14 protein-coding genes and 1 pseudogene are annotated in these 15,601 nt (G+C 70.0%); 7 read left to right on the top strand and 8 right to left on the bottom strand.

Annotated features, from left to right (window positions below):
• Positions 1 to 151 precede the first annotated feature (151 nt).
• Together RISW2_RS12820 and RISW2_RS12815 are read left to right on the top strand one after the other, a co-directional pair.
• Positions 152 to 1,729, top strand: coding sequence for a DUF5928 domain-containing protein (locus RISW2_RS12820; protein WP_043771802.1), 1,578 nt, complete (start codon positions 152 to 154; stop codon positions 1,727 to 1,729).
• Between the two features lie 8 nt (positions 1,730 to 1,737).
• Positions 1,738 to 2,106: a histidine triad nucleotide-binding protein gene (locus tag RISW2_RS12815; RefSeq protein ID WP_043771800.1), complete on the top strand. Its 369-nt coding sequence runs from the start codon at positions 1,738 to 1,740 to the stop codon at positions 2,104 to 2,106.
• Positions 2,107 to 2,229: 123 nt separating this feature from the next.
• On the opposite strand, the gene polA is transcribed toward RISW2_RS12815, so the two are convergent.
• From polA to RISW2_RS12800, 3 genes are all read right to left on the bottom strand, one after another.
• A complete protein-coding gene (gene polA / locus RISW2_RS12810; RefSeq protein WP_043771797.1) occupies positions 2,230 to 5,037 on the bottom strand; it encodes a DNA polymerase I in 2,808 nt (935 codons plus the stop codon).
• Between the two features lie 95 nt (positions 5,038 to 5,132).
• A complete protein-coding gene (gene trhA, locus RISW2_RS12805; RefSeq protein ID WP_051492012.1) occupies positions 5,133 to 5,822 on the bottom strand; it encodes a PAQR family membrane homeostasis protein TrhA in 690 nt (229 codons plus the stop codon).
• 70 nt (positions 5,823 to 5,892) lie between these two features.
• Positions 5,893 to 6,072: a zinc-finger domain-containing protein gene (locus RISW2_RS12800; protein WP_043771795.1), complete on the bottom strand. Its 180-nt coding sequence runs from the start codon at positions 6,070 to 6,072 to the stop codon at positions 5,893 to 5,895.
• A 73-nt stretch (positions 6,073 to 6,145) separates the two neighbouring features.
• Between RISW2_RS12800 and RISW2_RS12795 the strand changes: the two genes are divergently transcribed.
• Entirely contained in the window at positions 6,146 to 7,096 is a 951-nt protein-coding gene (locus tag RISW2_RS12795; protein ID WP_043771793.1) for an ABC transporter ATP-binding protein, read from the top strand.
• A gap of 18 nt (positions 7,097 to 7,114) precedes the next feature.
• Here RISW2_RS12795 and RISW2_RS12790 read toward each other — a convergent pair whose 3' ends face one another.
• Positions 7,115 to 8,014 carry a LysR family transcriptional regulator gene (locus tag RISW2_RS12790; protein WP_244437559.1) on the bottom strand — a complete coding sequence of 300 codons (900 nt, stop codon included), beginning with the start codon at positions 8,012 to 8,014 and terminating at the stop codon, positions 7,115 to 7,117.
• A gap of 91 nt (positions 8,015 to 8,105) precedes the next feature.
• On the opposite strand from RISW2_RS12790, the pseudogene RISW2_RS12785 reads away from it, so the two are divergent.
• Positions 8,106 to 8,930: pseudogene (locus RISW2_RS12785) on the top strand (MFS transporter); the annotation flags it as partial.
• Here the strand turns inward: RISW2_RS12785 and RISW2_RS23985 are convergent.
• The 3 genes from RISW2_RS23985 to nth all read right to left on the bottom strand — a co-directional run bounded on the left by RISW2_RS23985 (position 8,837) and on the right by nth (position 11,655).
• Complete coding sequence (locus RISW2_RS23985; RefSeq protein ID WP_043771790.1) at positions 8,837 to 9,901, bottom strand: S8 family serine peptidase; 1,065 nt, start codon at positions 9,899 to 9,901, stop codon at positions 8,837 to 8,839. The pseudogene RISW2_RS12785 and the gene RISW2_RS23985 sit on opposite strands and share 94 nt — an antisense overlap.
• Positions 9,902 to 10,024: 123 nt before the next feature.
• A complete protein-coding gene (locus RISW2_RS12775; protein WP_043771788.1) occupies positions 10,025 to 11,014 on the bottom strand; it encodes an adenosine kinase in 990 nt (329 codons plus the stop codon).
• On the bottom strand, positions 11,011 to 11,655 hold the full coding sequence (nth, locus tag RISW2_RS12770; RefSeq protein WP_043771853.1) for an endonuclease III: 645 nt from the start codon (positions 11,653 to 11,655) through the stop codon (positions 11,011 to 11,013). Before nth ends, RISW2_RS12775 begins: the two co-directional genes overlap by 4 nt.
• A 107-nt stretch (positions 11,656 to 11,762) precedes the next feature.
• On the opposite strand from nth, the gene RISW2_RS12765 reads away from it, so the two are divergent.
• From RISW2_RS12765 to RISW2_RS12755, 3 genes are all read left to right on the top strand, one after another.
• Complete coding sequence (locus RISW2_RS12765) at positions 11,763 to 12,644, top strand: methylated-DNA--[protein]-cysteine S-methyltransferase (RefSeq protein ID WP_051492011.1); 882 nt, start codon at positions 11,763 to 11,765, stop codon at positions 12,642 to 12,644.
• A 138-nt stretch (positions 12,645 to 12,782) separates the two neighbouring features.
• The gene (locus RISW2_RS12760; RefSeq protein WP_043771786.1) at positions 12,783 to 13,451 is read left to right on the top strand and encodes a YiaD family glycine zipper/OmpA-like lipoprotein; all 669 of its coding nucleotides are present in this window, start codon (positions 12,783 to 12,785) and stop codon (positions 13,449 to 13,451) included.
• Positions 13,452 to 13,617: 166 nt separating this feature from the next.
• Positions 13,618 to 14,169 carry an NADPH-dependent FMN reductase gene (locus RISW2_RS12755; RefSeq protein ID WP_043771785.1) on the top strand — a complete coding sequence of 184 codons (552 nt, stop codon included), beginning with the start codon at positions 13,618 to 13,620 and terminating at the stop codon, positions 14,167 to 14,169.
• A 48-nt stretch (positions 14,170 to 14,217) separates the two neighbouring features.
• On the opposite strand, the gene RISW2_RS12750 is transcribed toward RISW2_RS12755, so the two are convergent.
• Entirely contained in the window at positions 14,218 to 14,910 is a 693-nt protein-coding gene (locus tag RISW2_RS12750) for a sugar transferase (RefSeq protein WP_043771783.1), read from the bottom strand.
• Positions 14,911 to 15,601: the final 691 nt, after the last annotated feature.

The following is a 15,601-nucleotide window of genomic DNA, read 5'->3' as shown; positions in this document are numbered from 1 at the left end:
TCTCCGCTCGTGCCTCGGGAGGCGCGCGTCCGGTCTGTCCCTGCCCGCGCCACCGGGCGAAAAAACCAGACCATGGTCATTCGTTCAACGCCCGTTTATCTCTATCAACCTAAGCATTCAGGCGACAAAAGGGCACAACGCTTCCGTCGACATGGCAAAGATCGCCTTCATCCTGCTGTGCCACAAGGATCCGGATGCGATCATCAAGCAGGCGCAGAGCCTGACCGCCGTCGGCGACTGCATGGCGATCCATTTCGACGCCCGCGCGCCGCGGCAGGATTACCGCCGCATCCGCGCGGCGCTCGCCGACAATCCGAACGTCACCTTCGCGCGCCGGCGCGTGCGCTGCGGCTGGGGGGAATGGAGCCTCGTCGCGGCGACGCTCGCCGCCGCGCGGGCCGCGCTCGACGCCTTTCCGCGCGCCACGCATCTCTACATGGTCTCGGGCGACTGCATGGCGATCAAGTCGGCCGAATACGCCCATGCCTTCCTCGACCGGCGCGACTGCGACCACATCGAGAGCGTCGACTACTTCCGCTCGGACTGGATCCGCACCGGCTGGAAGGAAGAGCGGCTGATCTACCGCCACTGGTTCAACGAGCGCACACAGAAGCGGCGGTTCTACGCGATGTTCGAGCTGCAGCGCCGGCTGCGCCTCTCCCGGCCGATCCCGGGGGACCTCGAGATGATGATCGGGTCGCAATGGTGGTGCCTGCGCCGCCGCACCGTCGAGGCGGTGCTCGACTTCGCGCGGGCGCGCCGCGACGTGATGCGCTTCTTCCGCACCACGTGGATCCCAGACGAGACGTTCTTCCAGACGCTGGTGCGCCACCTCGTGCCCGAGGCCGAGATCGAGAACCGGACGCCGACCTTCCTGCTGTTCACCGACTACGGGATGCCGGTCACGTTCCACAACGACCACTACGACCTGCTGCTGGCGCAGGACTACCTCTTCGCCCGCAAGATCAGTCCGCACGCCACCGACCTGCGCCGGCGGCTGGGCGTGCTCTACGCCTCCGAGGGCGCGCGGTTCCGCGTCTCGAACGAGGGACGCGCGCTCTTCCGCTTCCTGACCGCGAAGGGCCGGATCGGGCGGCGCTTCGCCCCCCGCTTCTGGGAGACCGAGAGCTCGCTCGGGCGGAACCGCGAGCTGCTGATCGTGGTCTGCAAGAAGTGGCACGTGGCCAAGCGGCTGCTCGACCGGGTGCGCCAGCTCACCAACCTGCCCTGCATCGAGTACCTCTTCAGCGAGGAGAACGCGCGCCTGCCGGACCTCGGCGGCATCCAGTCGACGCTGGCCAAGCGCCACCGTCACCGCCGCGCGCTGATGCGGATGCTGTTCGAATATTACGAGACCGACCGGCTGATCGTCTGCCTCGATCCGGCGAATCTCGATCTGATCGAGGATTTCTGCCGCGACCGCGCCCTGACGCGCATCCTCGAGGTGGAATGCCAGTATTCCGACGCCTACCTGTCCGGACATGCGCTGCGGGTCGGGCTGGCGGGCGACCGGACGCCGGCGGAGGCGCTGGCGCGGCTTCTGCCAGCGATCCGCGACGATTTCGGCCACGAGAGCGACCGCATCCGCGACCGCGGCTTCGAGAACCACCTGCGCATCCGCGAGATCGACAGCGCCGAGGCCAATGCCGCCCCGCTGGCGCAGTTCCTGGGGGTGCCGCACGACCAGGCGCGCGGCATCGCCGAGACCCCCCACCTGTTTGCCGATTGAGGAGACCCATGGCCTATACCTACGATTCCCAGAACATCTTCGCCAAGATCCTGCGCGGCGAGATCCCGAACGACACCGTGCTCGAGACCGCGCACAGTCTCGCCTTCCGCGACATCCGTCCGCAGGCGCCGGTACACGTGCTGGTGATCCCCAAGGGCCCCTATGTGAGCTACGACCACTTCGCGCAGGAGGCGAGCGAGGCGGAGATCGTCGACTTCACCCGCGCGGTCGGCCGGGTCTGCGAGATGGAGGGCGTGGCCGAAGGCGGCTTCCGGATGATCGCGAACGCGGGCCGCGACGGGGTGCAGGAGGTGCCGCACCTGCACGTGCACATCCTCGCGGGCCGCGGCCTCGGGCGGATGCTCGCACCCGCCTGATCCCCCCTGGTCCCCGCCGGACCGGCGCGATCCGGCGGAGCCGCGCCTGCCGGCGCGGCACAGGTCATGTCGCTGCCGCGCCTGTCGGCGCGGCGCTCCGGCGGGTGCCCGGCGCGGCCGGCGTCAGTGCGCGGCGGCCCAGTTCGGGCCGGCGCCCGCCTCGACCACCAGCGGCACGTCGAGGCGCACCACCGGGTCGGCCGCGCCTTCCATGACCTCGCGCGCGGTGGCGACGAGCGCGTCGACCGCGTCCTCCGCCACCTCGAAGAGCAGTTCGTCGTGGACCTGCAGCAGCATCCGCGCCGGCATCCCGTCGATCGCGGGGGGCATGCGCACCATGGCGCGGCGGATGATGTCGGCGGCGCTGCCCTGGATCGGCGCGTTGATCGCCGCGCGCCGCGCGAAGCCCGCGCGCGGCCCCTTGGCGTCGATCTCGGGGGTGTGGATGCGCCGGCCGAACAGCGTCTCGACCCGGCCATGCGCCTTGGCGAAGGCCACGGTCGCGTCCATGTAGTCGCGGATCCCCGGGAAGCGTTCGAAGTAGCGGTCGATGAAGCCCTGCGCGTCGCCGCGCGGGATGCGCAGGTTGCGCGCCAGCCCGAAGCCCGAGATGCCGTAGATGACGCCGAAATTGATCGCCTTGGCCTGGCGGCGGATCTCGGGCGTCATCTCGGCCATGGGCACGCCGAACATCTCGGACGCGGTCATGGCGTGGATGTCCTGCCCGTCGCGGAAGGCCTGTTTCAGCGTCTCGATCCCGGCCACGTGGGCGAGGATCCGGAGCTCGATCTGGCTGTAGTCGAGCGAGACCAGCACCCGGCCCGGTTCGGCGACGAAGGCCTCGCGGATGCGGCGGCCCTCCTCTGTGCGCACGGGGATGTTCTGCAGGTTGGGCTCGGTCGAGGCGAGGCGCCCGGTATTCGCGCCGGCGATCGAGTAGCAGGTGTGCACGCGGCCGGTCTCGCGGTTGATGTGCTCCTGCAGCGCGTCGGTATAGGTCGACTTGAGCTTGGAGATCTGCCGCCAGTCGAGCACGCGCGCGGGCAGCTCGTGCTCGGTCGCGAGGTCCTCGAGGATGTCGGCGCCGGTCGCGTAGGCGCCGGTCTTGCCCTTCTTGCCGCCGTCGAGGCCCATCCGGTCGAACAGGATCTCGCCGAGCTGCTTGGGCGAGCCCACGTTGAACGTCTCGCCCGCGAGCGCGTGGATCTCGGCCTCGAGCGCGGCCATCTTCTGGCTGAAGGCATTCGACATGCGGCTGAGCGTGTCGCGGTCGACCTTGATGCCCGCGCGTTCCATGTCCGCGAGCACGGGCACGAGGGGCCGTTCCATGGTCTCGTAGACGCGGGTGACCTGCGCGCGGTGCAGCTGCGGCCGGAAGAGCCGCCAGAGCCGCAGCGTGACGTCCGCGTCCTCGGCGGCATAGGTCGTGGCCGCGTCGATCGGCACCCGGTCGAAGGTGACCTGCGTCTTGCCGCTGCCGATCACCTCCTTGATCGGGATCGGGCGGTGCGCGAGGTAGCGTTCGGACAGCGTGTCCATGCCGTGCCCGTGCTCGCCGCCATGCAGCGCGTAGGACATGAGCATCGTGTCGTCGAAGGGCGCCACGTCGATCCCGCAGCGCGCGAGGATCTTGGCGTCGTATTTCATGTTCTGGCCGATCTTCAGGACCGACCGGTCCTCGAGGAGCGGCTTCAGCGCGGCGAGGGCGTCCTCGCGCGCCACCTGGTCCGGCAGGAGCGCACCGTCGTCGAAGAGGTCGCCGTCGCCGGCCGCGCGGTGCGCGAGCGGCAGGTAGGCGGCGCGCCCCGGCGCGGTGGCGAGCGAGACGCCCACGAGCTCCGCGGTCATCTCGTTGAGGCCGGTGGTCTCGGTGTCGAGCGCGACGAAGCCCTGGTCGCGCGCCTCGGCGATCCAGCGCTCGAGGGTCGCGAGGTCCCGGATGCAGGCATAGGCGGTGCCGTCGAAGGGCGGGGCGTCCTCGGTGCTGCCGGGAGCGCCGGCGGCAGCGGCGGCGGGCGCGGTCTCGGGGATGGTCGGCGCCTCGGTGCCGAGCGTCTCGGCGATGCGGCGCGAGAGCGAGCGGAACTCCATCTCCGCGAGGAAGCCCAGCAGCGTGTCGGGATCGGGGTCGCGGATCTCGAGGTCGTCGAGGGTGAAATCGAGCGGCGTCCGGTCGTCGAGCAGCACGAGCCGCTTCGACAGCTCGATCTGGTCGCGGTAGGCGATCAGGGTCTCGCGGCGCTTCGGCTGCTTGATCTCCCCCGCGCGGTCGAGCAGCTCATCGAGCGAGCCGAACTCGTTCAGGAGCAGCGCCGCGGTCTTCACGCCGATGCCCGGCGCACCCGGCACGTTGTCGACCGAATCGCCCGCCAACGCCTGCACGTCGACCACGCGCTCGGGGTAGACGCCGAACTTCTCGAACACGCCGTCGCGGTCGATGCGGCGGTTCTTCATGGCGTCGAACATCACGACGCCGTCGCCCACGAGCTGCATCAGGTCCTTGTCAGAGCTCACGATCGTGACCTCGCCCCCGGCCTCGCGCGCCTGCCGCGCGAGCGTGGCGATGATGTCGTCGGCCTCGAAGCCCTCGACCTCCTTGCAGGCGATGTTGAACGCCTCGGTCGCGCGGCGGGTGAGGGGGATCTGCGGGCGCAGGTCCTCGGGCATCTCGTCGCGGTTGGCCTTGTAGAGGTCGTAGAGGTCGTTGCGGAAGGTGTGGCTGCCCTTGTCGAAGATCACCGCGAGATGCGTGGGCGCGAAGTCGCCGTGATCGGTGCCCACGTAGCGCCGCAGCATGTCGCAGAAGCCCTGCACCGCGCCCACCGGCAGCCCGTCGGACTTGCGCGTGAGCGGTGGCAGCGCGTGGAAGGCGCGAAAGATGAAGGCCGAGCCGTCGATCAGGTGGAGGTTACAGCCTTTGCCGAAGCTCATGGGGGCGCGCTCCCTATCGTCGCGGTGTCGGGCGCGCGGGGGGCGGCGCCGGCGGTCGCGCCCGTCTTAGCGGCTCGCGCCGGGGATGGCGAGCCTCAGGCGGTGCCGGGAACCGCCGCAGCGGTCAGGAAGACCGCGACGAAGAAGAGGATCGAGGCCGCGACCACGAAGCCGTGCCAGATCGTGTTGTGGTATCGCAGCCGCTCGGCCAGCAGGAACGGCGTGCCGGCGGAATAGAGAAGGCCGCCCACGACCATGAGCCCCAGAACCGACCAGGGCAGCGCGGCGATCACGTCCTGCCCGCCGACGATCACGGCCCACCCCATCAGCAGCCCCACGACCACGCCTGTGCGCGTGGGCCTGCGCCGCACCAGCACGACGAGCAGCGTGGCCGCGGCCGCCGCCACCCAGATCGCGGCGAGAAGCGTGCCGCCCGCGCCCGAGAGCAGCGCGAAGGGCGTGTAGGTGCCGGCGATCTTGAAATGGATCGCCGAATGGTCGAGCCGGCGCAGGAACGGCGTCCAGCCCGGCGTCCGGAGGTGGTTGTAGAGCAGCGAGCAGAGCAGCATCGCGATCAGCGTCGCGCCGTAGATCGACACCGCGGCGATGCCCGCCGCGTCGCCCCGCCAGACCGCCGTCAGCGTGATCAGCACCGGCACCGCGGCGAGCGCCAGCACCAGCCCGGCGAGGTGCACCACCGCGTCGCTCAGGCGTTCGCCGCGGGAATATTCGCGCGGTGCGGCCGTCAGGGCATCGGGCAGGGATGTGGAGTCAGGTGTCACCATGCGGGCAATGTAACATCGCCCGGTTAACGGACAAACACCCCCGCACCGCGACGTGACGGCGTCTTGACGGTCAGGCCTTGCCCTCGAAGTCGCGGTGGACGAACCGCGCGTCGCAATAGCCGCACTCGGCCCAGCCGCGATCCTCGGGGATCTGGATCCACACGCGGGGATGACCGAGCGCTCCCTCGCCGCCGTCGCAGGCCACGCGGTAGCTGTCCACGATCTTGGTCTCCGGCGCGTCGGTGGTCATCGGCCGCTGTCCCTCTCGCTCTTGGCGCACTAGGTGCGTTATGGACGAGGCATCGAGAAGGAGCAAGGCGCGCATGGCAGAGGACGCGATCCGCATCGAGGGACTGCGCAAGGTCTACGGCGGACAGGGCAAGGCGCCCGCGAAGGAGGCGCTGAGGGGCATCGACCTCACGGTGCCGCAAGGGTCCGTGTTCGGGCTCCTCGGGCCGAACGGCGCGGGAAAATCGACGCTCATCAACATCCTCGCGGGGCTGGTGATCAAGACCGCAGGACGGGTGACGATCTGGGGCTTCGACCAGGACGTGAACCCGCGGCAGTCGCGCGCCTCGATCGGCGTCATGCCGCAGGAGCTGAACCTCGACCCGTTCTTCACGCCGCGCGGCGCGCTCGAGGTGCAGGCCGGCCTCTACGGCGTGCCGAAGGCGCAGCGCCGCTCGGACGAGATCCTCGCCATGGTCGGCCTCGAGGACAAGGCCGAGGCCTATGCCCGCACCCTCTCGGGCGGGATGCGCCGGCGGCTCCTGCTGGCCAAGGCGCTGGTGCACCAGCCGCACGTGCTCGTCCTCGACGAGCCGACCGCGGGGGTCGACATCGAGCTGCGCCAGATGCTGTGGGAGAACGTCCGCCGGCTCAACCGCGAGCTCGGCATGACGGTGATCCTCACGACGCATTACCTCGAGGAGGCCGAGGAGATGTGCAACGAGATCGCCATCATCAACGACGGCGCGGTGGTCGCCCGCGACGCGACCTCGAACCTGCTGGGGCAGATCGACGCGCGCACCATGGTGATCCAGCCCGAGGAGACGCCCGCGCGCCTGCCCGAGGGGGAGGGGCTCGAGGTCGAGACCCGCGAGGACGGCAGCCTCGCCATCACCTACCACGCCAACGCGACGAATGCCGAACGCGTGCTCGATGCCGTGCGCGCGGCCGACATCCGCATCGCAGATGTGCGCACCGAACAGGCCGACCTCGAGGACGTCTTCCTGTCGCTGACCCGCGGCGCGCACGACAGCCGGACCGCGTGACGCTCCTGCGCGCGTCCCTCAGGGCGCGCGCAGGCTTTCCTCCAGCCAGTCGAGGAACACCGCGAGCCGCCTCAGCCCCGAGGCCCGCGTGAGGTAGAGCGCGGTGATCTCGAGCGGCTCGGCCTCGAGCGCGCCGGGAAAGAGCTCGACGAGCCGGCCCTCGGCCAGGTCGCCCGCCACCATGAATTCCGAGAACCGCGCGAGTCCGAGCCCGCCCAGCACGAGGTGCCGCGCCGCCTCGCCGTTGCCGGCGACGATTGCGGGGCGCGGCGTGACCGGCGCGGGCAGGTCGCGGAATTTCAGCACGTTGATGTGCTCGGGCGCGGCGAACCTCACCTGCTCGAAATCCGACAGCTCGCCGGGCGATCCGGGCCAGCCCGTGCGGTCGAGGTAGCCCGGCGCCGCGACCAGCTTCCACGGCGTGTGGCCCAGCCGGCGGTGCAGCATGGCGCTGTCGGGCAGGGGGCCGAAGCGGATCGCCACGTCCGCATGCGCCTCGATCAGGTCGACGAGGCTGTCGGTCATGTCGAGGGTCAGCGCCACGTCGGGCCAGGCCGCGCGGAATCCCGCGAGCCGCGGCGCCAGCGCGTGCAGCACGAAGGGCACCGGCGCGTTCACCCGCAGCGGGCCGCGCGGGCTGCGGCTGCCCGCGCCGATATCGGCCAGCGCCTCGGTCCGCTCGAGGATGCCGCGGGCGGCCTCGCGCAGCTCGCGCCCCTCGGGCGTCATCTCGATCGACCGGGTCGTGCGCCGCAGCAGCGTCACGCCCAGCACCGACTCGAGCCGCGACACCGTACGGCTCAGGGTCGACGGCGCGGTGTTGAGCCGGCGCGCGGCCTCGGCAAAGCCGCCATCCTCGACCACGGCGACGAAGGCCGCGAGGTCGCGCGTCTGCGGCAATTCGTGCAGTCTGCGCAAAGGCCCGTTCCCAAACCGTTCGTTCACGCAAAGGCTAGGGGGTGCCATCTCTCGCGTCGATCCGAAATCGCACCGCAAGGAGATCTCCGCCATGCCACTCGCGCTCTGGGCGCTGACGATCAGCGCCTTCGCCGTCGGGACGACCGAGTTCGTCATCGTCGGCCTTCTGCCCGCCATCGCCGCCGATCTCGGCGTCTCGCTGCCCGATGCGGGCCTTCTCGTCAGCGTCTACGCGCTGGGCGTCACCATCGGCGCGCCGGTGCTGACCGCGCTCGCCGGACGCTTGCCGCGCAAGACGCTGCTCCTGTCGCTCCTGGCGCTGTTCGTCGCCGGCAACGCCTTCGCCGCCATGGCCCCGGGCTACGGCAGCCTCGTCGGCGCACGCTTCCTGACCGGCCTCGCGCACGGGGTGTTCTTCGCCATCGCCTCGACCATCGCCACCGACCTCGTCGACCGCGACCGCGAGAACTCGGCCATTGCGACCGTCTTCCTCGGCCTGACCGTGGCGCTCGTCACCGGCGTGCCGCTCGGCACCTGGATCGGGCAGAGCTTCGGCTGGCAGGCGACCTTCCTCGGCGTCGTGGGACTGGGGATCGTGGGCCTCGTCGCCAGCGCGCTGCTCGTGCCCTCCGATCTCAGCCGTCCGGCCGCGCCCGGCCTGCGCGCGCAGCTGGCGGTGCTGACGGCGCCGCGCCTTCTGCTCGTCTACCTCGTGACGGCGGTGGGCTACGGCGGCAACTTCGTCGCCTTCACCTACCTCGCGCCGATGCTGACGGACGTCACGGGCCTCTCGGCCGGGGCCGTCAGCCTCGTGATCCTGCTCTACGGCGCCTCGGTCGCGGCGGGCAACATCCTCGGTGGCAGGCTCGCCGACCGGATCGGCGCGATCCCCGCGCTCACGCTGATCTTCGCGGGCCTCGCGGTCCTGCTCGCGGCGCTCGGGCTCGCGCTGACCTCGCCGATCACCGGGTTCGTGTTCGAGAACGGCGCCACCACGAAGCCCGCCGGCCCCTGTCCGAGCGCCCCCACGCTGATCACGCCGAAGGCCGCCGCCGGCACCGAGGCCGACACCTCGAAGTTCGGGTCCTGGTCGCGGGCGCTTTCGTTGCCCGCCGCGGCGCAGACCACGACGCCCCCGTCGAAGGCCGCCTGCGCGCGCATCATCTCCATCAGCGCGTCGAACATCCGCAGGTTGGTGCGGTAGCCCTCGAGCGCGATCGACGTGGCAAGGACCGGCGGGAACCCGTCGGCCTGCAGTTGCGCCGCGAAGCCCGGGAAGTCGAAGCCGAGCGACATGGAGATCACCCGGCAACCCTCGCTCGATGCCCAGCGCAGGGCGTCGAACAGCATGTCCGAGGACCCGCCGCCGGAATTGTCCAGCACCTTGCCGATCAGCGCGTCGGTCACCCCGCGCGCCACGCCGATCCGCGTGCCGTCCACGTCGCGGCCGAAGATCGTGCCGGCGCAATGGGTGCCGTGGCCGTTGCCGTCGTGCACCCCCTCGCCGGTGAAGTCGCGCGTGGTGAGCATCACGCCCTGGAACGCCGCGTGCCCCTGGTCGATGCCGGTGTCCAGAACGCAGACCCGCACGCCCGCCCCGGTGAAGGGCGACAGGTCCGCCCCCACCGCCTGCACGCCCCAGGTGGGCTGGCCGCTCCGGCCCGCGGCGGCCTCGACCGTCGCCGTCTCCACGAGCTTCGTGGGCATCGCGCGTGCCACGCTGATGATGCCCGGATCGCGCGTCGCCTCGCGCACCTCCGCCGGACCCAGATCCGCGGTCTCGATCAGCGGCCGGGGCGGCACCGCCGCCGACAGGCCCGATTCGAGGGACGTTCCGCGGCTGCGGAACCCGGCATTGCCGTCGCGCAGAATGATGTATCTCGCCATGTCTTGCTCCTTGGAAATCACTGCGCACCGCCTGGGCGGTGCCAATGATCCGAGGATACACCTGCGAGTTGAGTGACGTAAGGTAAGGAATCCATCAGGTGCGCCGGCTCCCCCGGCGCGCCCTCAGATCAGGCCTTCGGCGCGGAACAGGGCGGGCAGCGACGCCTCGGGCCGCGGCCCCATGTGCGAGATCACCTCGCCCGCCGCCGCGTGGCCCATGCGTCCGCAGGTCTCCATGTCCCGGCCCGTGGCCAGCCCGTAGAGGAAGCCCGCCGCGAACTGGTCGCCCGCGCCGGTGGCGTCGACCGGCACCACCTTCTTCACCGGCACGTCGGTGCGGGCGCCCTCGCGGATGATGGTCACCCCGTCGCCCGACCGCGTGCAGACCACCAGCGGGCAGATCGCGGACACCGCGGCCAGGTCCGCCTCGAGGTCGTCGTTTTGGAACAGCGCGCGGATCTCGGCCTCGTTGCCGATCACGTAGTCGAGGTCATGCTCGATCAGCCGCAGGAAATCCTCGCGGTGCCGCTCGACGCAGAACGGGTCCGAGATGGCGATGCCCGCGAGCCCGCCCGCCGCGCGGCAGCCCCGCGCCAGCGCGCCGAACGCGTCCTTCCCCTTGTCCTTGTCGAAGAGGTAACCCTCGAGGAACACGATCTCGGCGGTGCCGCCGACCGCGTCCGGCACGTCGTCGGGGCCAAGCTCGGCCGAGATCCCGAGATATGTGTTCATCGACCGCTCGCCGTCCGGCGAGACGAAGATCATCGACCGCGACGTGGGCAGCTCGCCCCCCGCCTTCGGCGCGTTCAGGAAGTCGGTGCCGATCTTCTCCATCTCGGCGGCGTAGAACCGTCCCAGCGCGTCGTCCTTCACCCGGCCCACGAACCCGGTCCGGAGGCCGAGATTGCCGAGCCCCGCGAGGGTGTTCGCCACCGATCCGCCCGGCGCCTGCACCCGCGCCTCCATCGCGCCGTAGAGCGTCTCAGCCCGTTCGCGTTCCACGAGCTGCATGATGCCCTTCTCGATGCCCATGTGGTCGAGAAAGCTGTCGTCGGCGCGGGTCAGCACGTCGACGATCGCGTTGCCGATGCCGACGACCTGGTAGGTCTTCATGGGGTCTTCTCCTCGAATGGGCAGAGGTCGCGGATCAGGCAGGCCGGACATTTCGGCTTGCGCGCGACGCAGGTGTAGCGGCCGTGCAGGATCATCCAGTGATGCGCGTGCAGCAGGTAGTCGACCGGCACGTTGTCCTCGATCGCGCGCTCCACCGCGACCACGTCGCGTCCGGGCGCGATCCCGGTGCGGTTGCCCACGCGGAAGATGTGGGTGTCCACCGCCTGCGCCGGGAACCGCCACCACATGTTCAGGACCACGTTCGCGGTCTTGCGTCCGACGCCGGGCAGGCTTTCGAGCGCCGCGCGGCTGTTCGGGACCTCGCCGCCATACTCCTCGACGAGTATGCGGCTCAGCTTGATGACGTTCTTCGCCTTGTTGCGGAAGAGGCCGATGGTGCGGATGTGCTCGGTCACGCCCTCCTCGCCCAGGGCGAGCATCTTCTCGGGCGTGTCGGCCACCGCGAACAGCTTGCGCGTCGCCTTGTTCACACCCGCATCCGTGGCCTGAGCCGACAGCGCCACCGCCACCACCAGCGTGAAGGCGTTCACGTGCTCGAGCTCGCCCTCGGGCTCGGGCTCGGCGGTCTGGAACCGGTCGAAGATCGCGCGGATCGTGTGGTAATCGAGCTGCCTGGCCATCGGCGCCGACATATGACCGCAAGCGCCGGGATGCGCAATATTCGGGTCGCGCGACGAGGGCGTGCCGCCTAGTCTCTGGGCAACGCCACCTGTGGGGGATGACGCCCATGTCCGTGCTGGACCAGATCGAGACTGCCGCGAGCCCGGAGGGGGCGCGCGCCTACCATTACGGGGTGATGGCGCGGGCCATCGACGCCGTCGACCGGCTCGGGCCCGGCGCGCGCCTCGACGACCTCGCGCGCGAGGTCAACATGAGCCCCGCGCATTTCCAGCGCCTCTTTTCCGAATGGGCGGGCGTCAGTCCCAAGCGGCTGCAGCAATATCTTGCCCTCGGCCACGCCAAGGCGCTCCTGCGCGACCGCTTCACCACGCTCGCGGCGGCGCACGCGACCGGCCTCTCGGGCGGCGGGCGGCTGCACGACCTCTTCCTGCGGTGGGAGGCGATGTCGCCGGGCGACTGGGCCCGCGCCGGTGAGGGGCTCACCGTGCGCTGGGGCTGGTTCGACAGCCCGTTCGGGCCCGCGCTCGTCACCGGCACCGACCGCGGCATCTGCGGCATCGCCTTCTCCGCCGAGGCGGGGCCCGACGCGGCCTTCGCCGACCTCTCGGGCCGCTGGCCCATGGCCCGCTTCGTCGAGGAGCCCGACACGCTGCGCCCCTGGGCCGACGCCGCCTTCGGCGCGGTTCCCGACCGCGCGCCGCTCTTCGTCATCGGCGCGCCCTTCCAGATCAAGGTGTGGGAGGCGCTGATGCGCATCCCCTCGGGCCACGTCACCACCTATTCGGAGATCGCCGAGGCGATCGGTCACCCGCGCGCCGTGCGCGCCGTGGGGACCGCCGTCGGCCGCAACCCGGTCAGCTTCCTGATCCCCTGCCACCGCGCGCTGCGGAAATCGGGCGGGCTCGGCGGCTACCACTGGGGCCTGCCGGTGAAACGCGCCATCCTCGCCTGGGAATCCGCCCGCGCCGAGGCGGCGGAGCCCGCGTGAGCCGCTGAAACATCCCGTGTCCGCCCCGGCGGAACTTCGCCGAATTCCCGTTCGTTCCAGTTCAGGAGGGCGCCATGTCGCTCTATACCAGTGCATGATCCCGAAACCGGGACCGAACACCAAGGAACGAGGCACCACATGATCCGAGCGAGATCCTCCCTTCTTCTGTCGTCCGCGGCGCTGCTGGTTCTGAGCGCGTGCGCGGACACCGCGCTCAACGATCCCAACAACCCGCGCCGCAACACCCAGTCCGGCGCGCTGATCGGTGCCGGCCTCGGCGCCGCCGCCGGCGCCATCCTCGGCAACGACCCCGAAGAGCGGCGCGCGAACGCGGCCGCGGGCGCGCTCGTCGGCGCGGGCGCGGGCGCCCTCGTCGGCAACGAGCTCGACAAGCAGGCGGCGGAGCTGCGCAACCAGGTCGGCAACAGCCAGATCGACGTGCGCAACACCGGCGACCGCCTGGTCGTGACGCTGCCACAGAACATCCTCTTCGCGACCGACTCGACCCAGGTGTCGCCGTCGATCCAGGGGGACCTCGCCGCCGTGGCCGGAAACCTGCGCCAGTACCCGAACCAGACCATCCAGGTCATCGGTCACACCGACAACACCGGCGACGCGTCCTACAACTACGACCTGTCGCAGCGCCGCGCGCAGGCAGTGTCGGGCATCCTGATCTCGAACGGCGTGTCGGCGAACCGCGTTCGCGCCATCGGCCGCGGCGAGGACCAGCCGGTCGCGTCGAACCTGACGCCCGAGGGCCGTCAGCAGAACCGCCGGGTCGAGATCGTCATCCTGCCGAACGCCTGACGGCCGCGTGCGGCCCCGCGGGGCCGTGCCGGCGTCCTAAGGACCGGGAAGGGGCGTCGCGGGTTGCCGCGGCGCCCTTTCGTGTCAGATGTGACGGGCATGCGCGGGCCAGACCCGAGCCATACGCAAGCCATACCGGACCCATACGACAGGAGACCCACCGCCCATGACCGACCTCACGCTTGTCGGACTGTGCGGCGCGTTGCGCCGCGCCTCGACCAATCGGCTTCTGATGCGCGAGGCCGCACACCGTTTCGGCCCCGCAACCTTCATCGAGGCCGACCTCGACCTGCCGCTCTACAACGGCGACGTCGAGGCGGAAGGCATCCCGGCGAAGGTGCAGGCGCTGGCGGACACGATCGCGTCGGCAGATGCCGTGATCGTGGCAACCCCCGAATACAACAAGGGAATTTCCGGCGTTCTGAAGAACGCGCTCGACTGGGTCAGCCGGACCGACGGCAATCCTTGGCGCGACAAGCCCGTGGCCATCGTGTCTGCCGCGGCCGGTGGCGCAGGCGGGCAGCGGGCGCAGAACATGCTCCGGCTCTGCCTCAACCCGTTCCGTCCGCTGGTGCTGCCGGGACCCGAGGTCTTCGTCGGCCAGACCTCGCAGAAATGGGACGACAGCGGCCGCCTCAACGACGCGACCGGCCAGAAGATGCTCGACGAGCTGATGGGCCTTCTCCGCGATGCAGCGGAGCGCAAGTCACAGAGCTGAAAGGGAAAATGGCACGCTGCCGGGGCGTCCGACGCCCCGGCCGAGGGCTCAGCAGCCGGTGCCGGTCAGCACGACCCGCACCGTGCGCAGCATCACCGCGAGGTCGGTTCCGAACGACAGGTCGCGCAGGTAGGCATGGTCGAACCGCGCCCGCTCGGAAAAGCTCGACAGGTTGCGCACCGATGTCTGCCAGTACCCGGTGATCCCCGGCCGCAGCGCGTAATAGGCCGTGCCCGGGTAGATGTCGCGCTGCGACACCATCATCGGGCGCGGGCCGACCAGGGACATGTCGCCGCGCAGCACGTTCCACAGCTGCGGAAGCTCGTCGATCGACGCCTTGCGGATCAGGTGCCCGATGGGGGTGATCCGCGGGTCGTGCCGGAGCTTCTGATTGATGGTCCACTCGATCCGCGCCCGCGGGTCCGCCGCGAGATGCGCTTCGAGCCGCGCGTCGGCGTCGACCACCATGCTGCGCAGCTTCCACATGTTGAACACCCTTCCCCCCAGCCCGACGCGCTTCTGCCGGTAGATCGGCGAGGCGCCGTCGAGCGCGACGAGAATGCAGAACGGCAGCAGGACCAGCAGGACCGGGATGGCCGCGACGAGCACGAGCGCGATGTCGAGTAGGCGCTTGAAGCGGTCGCGGTAGAGGCGCGGACGCGTGTCCGGGGACAGGGCGTCGCGGATGAGGAACTCGAAATCAGCCGAAAACTGCGCGGGCTGACGAACATGTAAACTCACAGTGCCCTCCAAGAGGCAAGACGCAACGGGGTACAGACAGACAGATGCCAGCCGGGCCGCGAACGCGCGGACCGGGGCCCTCCCGCGAACGGCGGGAAGGAATGCCGGAAACGGACCGGCGATCATTTCAGGACGTTTCGGTTCTCCTGGTGCCTGGCAAACTCTTTACCCTCGATAAGAACGCACCGACCCCCAGGTGCCGCGATGCGCCCGCGCCATCCGAAACATGGCACTCGTGCGCCCTCTGGGTATGGAAATATGGCGGCATTTAGTCAACGTACCTCACGAAGATACAGCCATGGCGGGAATTCCCCACGATCCTTGCGGCAGGGCCGCGCGCGCAGCGGTCGCGGGCATAGAAGCCCCAGGCCATCGGAAAGGCTCGATTTCCGCCTGGCGCGCGAGCGGTCGGATCGCGAACAATCCAGGGCGCTCCGGACCTGCGGCGCAGGGTGCGGTGGAAACGATGCTCGCCTCGGACGTGAATCGTAGGTGTTTGCATCCAAAATGGCCTCGGACCCGTGAGGTCACAGCATTTCGATTGTCGGTCGTTTCGAAACAGTTTGGCGTTCGTGCAGGTGCAATGACGACGTGCCCGGTCCCATGGGGCGCTGCACCGATGCGTCTGTCGAGGTGCCTCGGAAGCGACACGCGCAGGCTGTGTGATGACCTCACTTGATGTTACAGATTT

Source organism: Roseivivax isoporae LMG 25204 (genome assembly GCF_000521865.1).
In the GTDB taxonomy this organism is placed as follows: Bacteria; Pseudomonadota; Alphaproteobacteria; order Rhodobacterales; family Rhodobacteraceae; genus Roseivivax; species Roseivivax isoporae.
Note: the sequence above shows the minus strand (reverse complement) of the source record. Positions and strands in the feature narration are given on the sequence as shown.

Coding starts and splice junctions, on each gene's coding strand:
- RISW2_RS23985 (WP_043771790.1), bottom strand. CDS start 9,901: ATGGCGAGATACATCATTCTGCGCGACGGCAATGCCGGGTTCCGCAGC.
- RISW2_RS12775 (WP_043771788.1), bottom strand. CDS start 11,014: ATGAAGACCTACCAGGTCGTCGGCATCGGCAACGCGATCGTCGACGTG.
- RISW2_RS12815 (WP_043771800.1), top strand. CDS start 1,738: ATGGCCTATACCTACGATTCCCAGAACATCTTCGCCAAGATCCTGCGC.
- RISW2_RS12820 (WP_043771802.1), top strand. CDS start 152: ATGGCAAAGATCGCCTTCATCCTGCTGTGCCACAAGGATCCGGATGCG.
- RISW2_RS12800 (WP_043771795.1), bottom strand. CDS start 6,072: ATGACCACCGACGCGCCGGAGACCAAGATCGTGGACAGCTACCGCGTG.
- RISW2_RS12755 (WP_043771785.1), top strand. CDS start 13,618: ATGACCGACCTCACGCTTGTCGGACTGTGCGGCGCGTTGCGCCGCGCC.
- trhA (WP_051492012.1), bottom strand. CDS start 5,822: ATGGTGACACCTGACTCCACATCCCTGCCCGATGCCCTGACGGCCGCA.
- RISW2_RS12765 (WP_051492011.1), top strand. CDS start 11,763: ATGTCCGTGCTGGACCAGATCGAGACTGCCGCGAGCCCGGAGGGGGCG.
- polA (WP_043771797.1), bottom strand. CDS start 5,037: ATGAGCTTCGGCAAAGGCTGTAACCTCCACCTGATCGACGGCTCGGCC.
- RISW2_RS12795 (WP_043771793.1), top strand. CDS start 6,146: ATGGCAGAGGACGCGATCCGCATCGAGGGACTGCGCAAGGTCTACGGC.
- RISW2_RS12760 (WP_043771786.1), top strand. CDS start 12,783: ATGATCCGAGCGAGATCCTCCCTTCTTCTGTCGTCCGCGGCGCTGCTG.
- nth (WP_043771853.1), bottom strand. CDS start 11,655: ATGGCCAGGCAGCTCGATTACCACACGATCCGCGCGATCTTCGACCGG.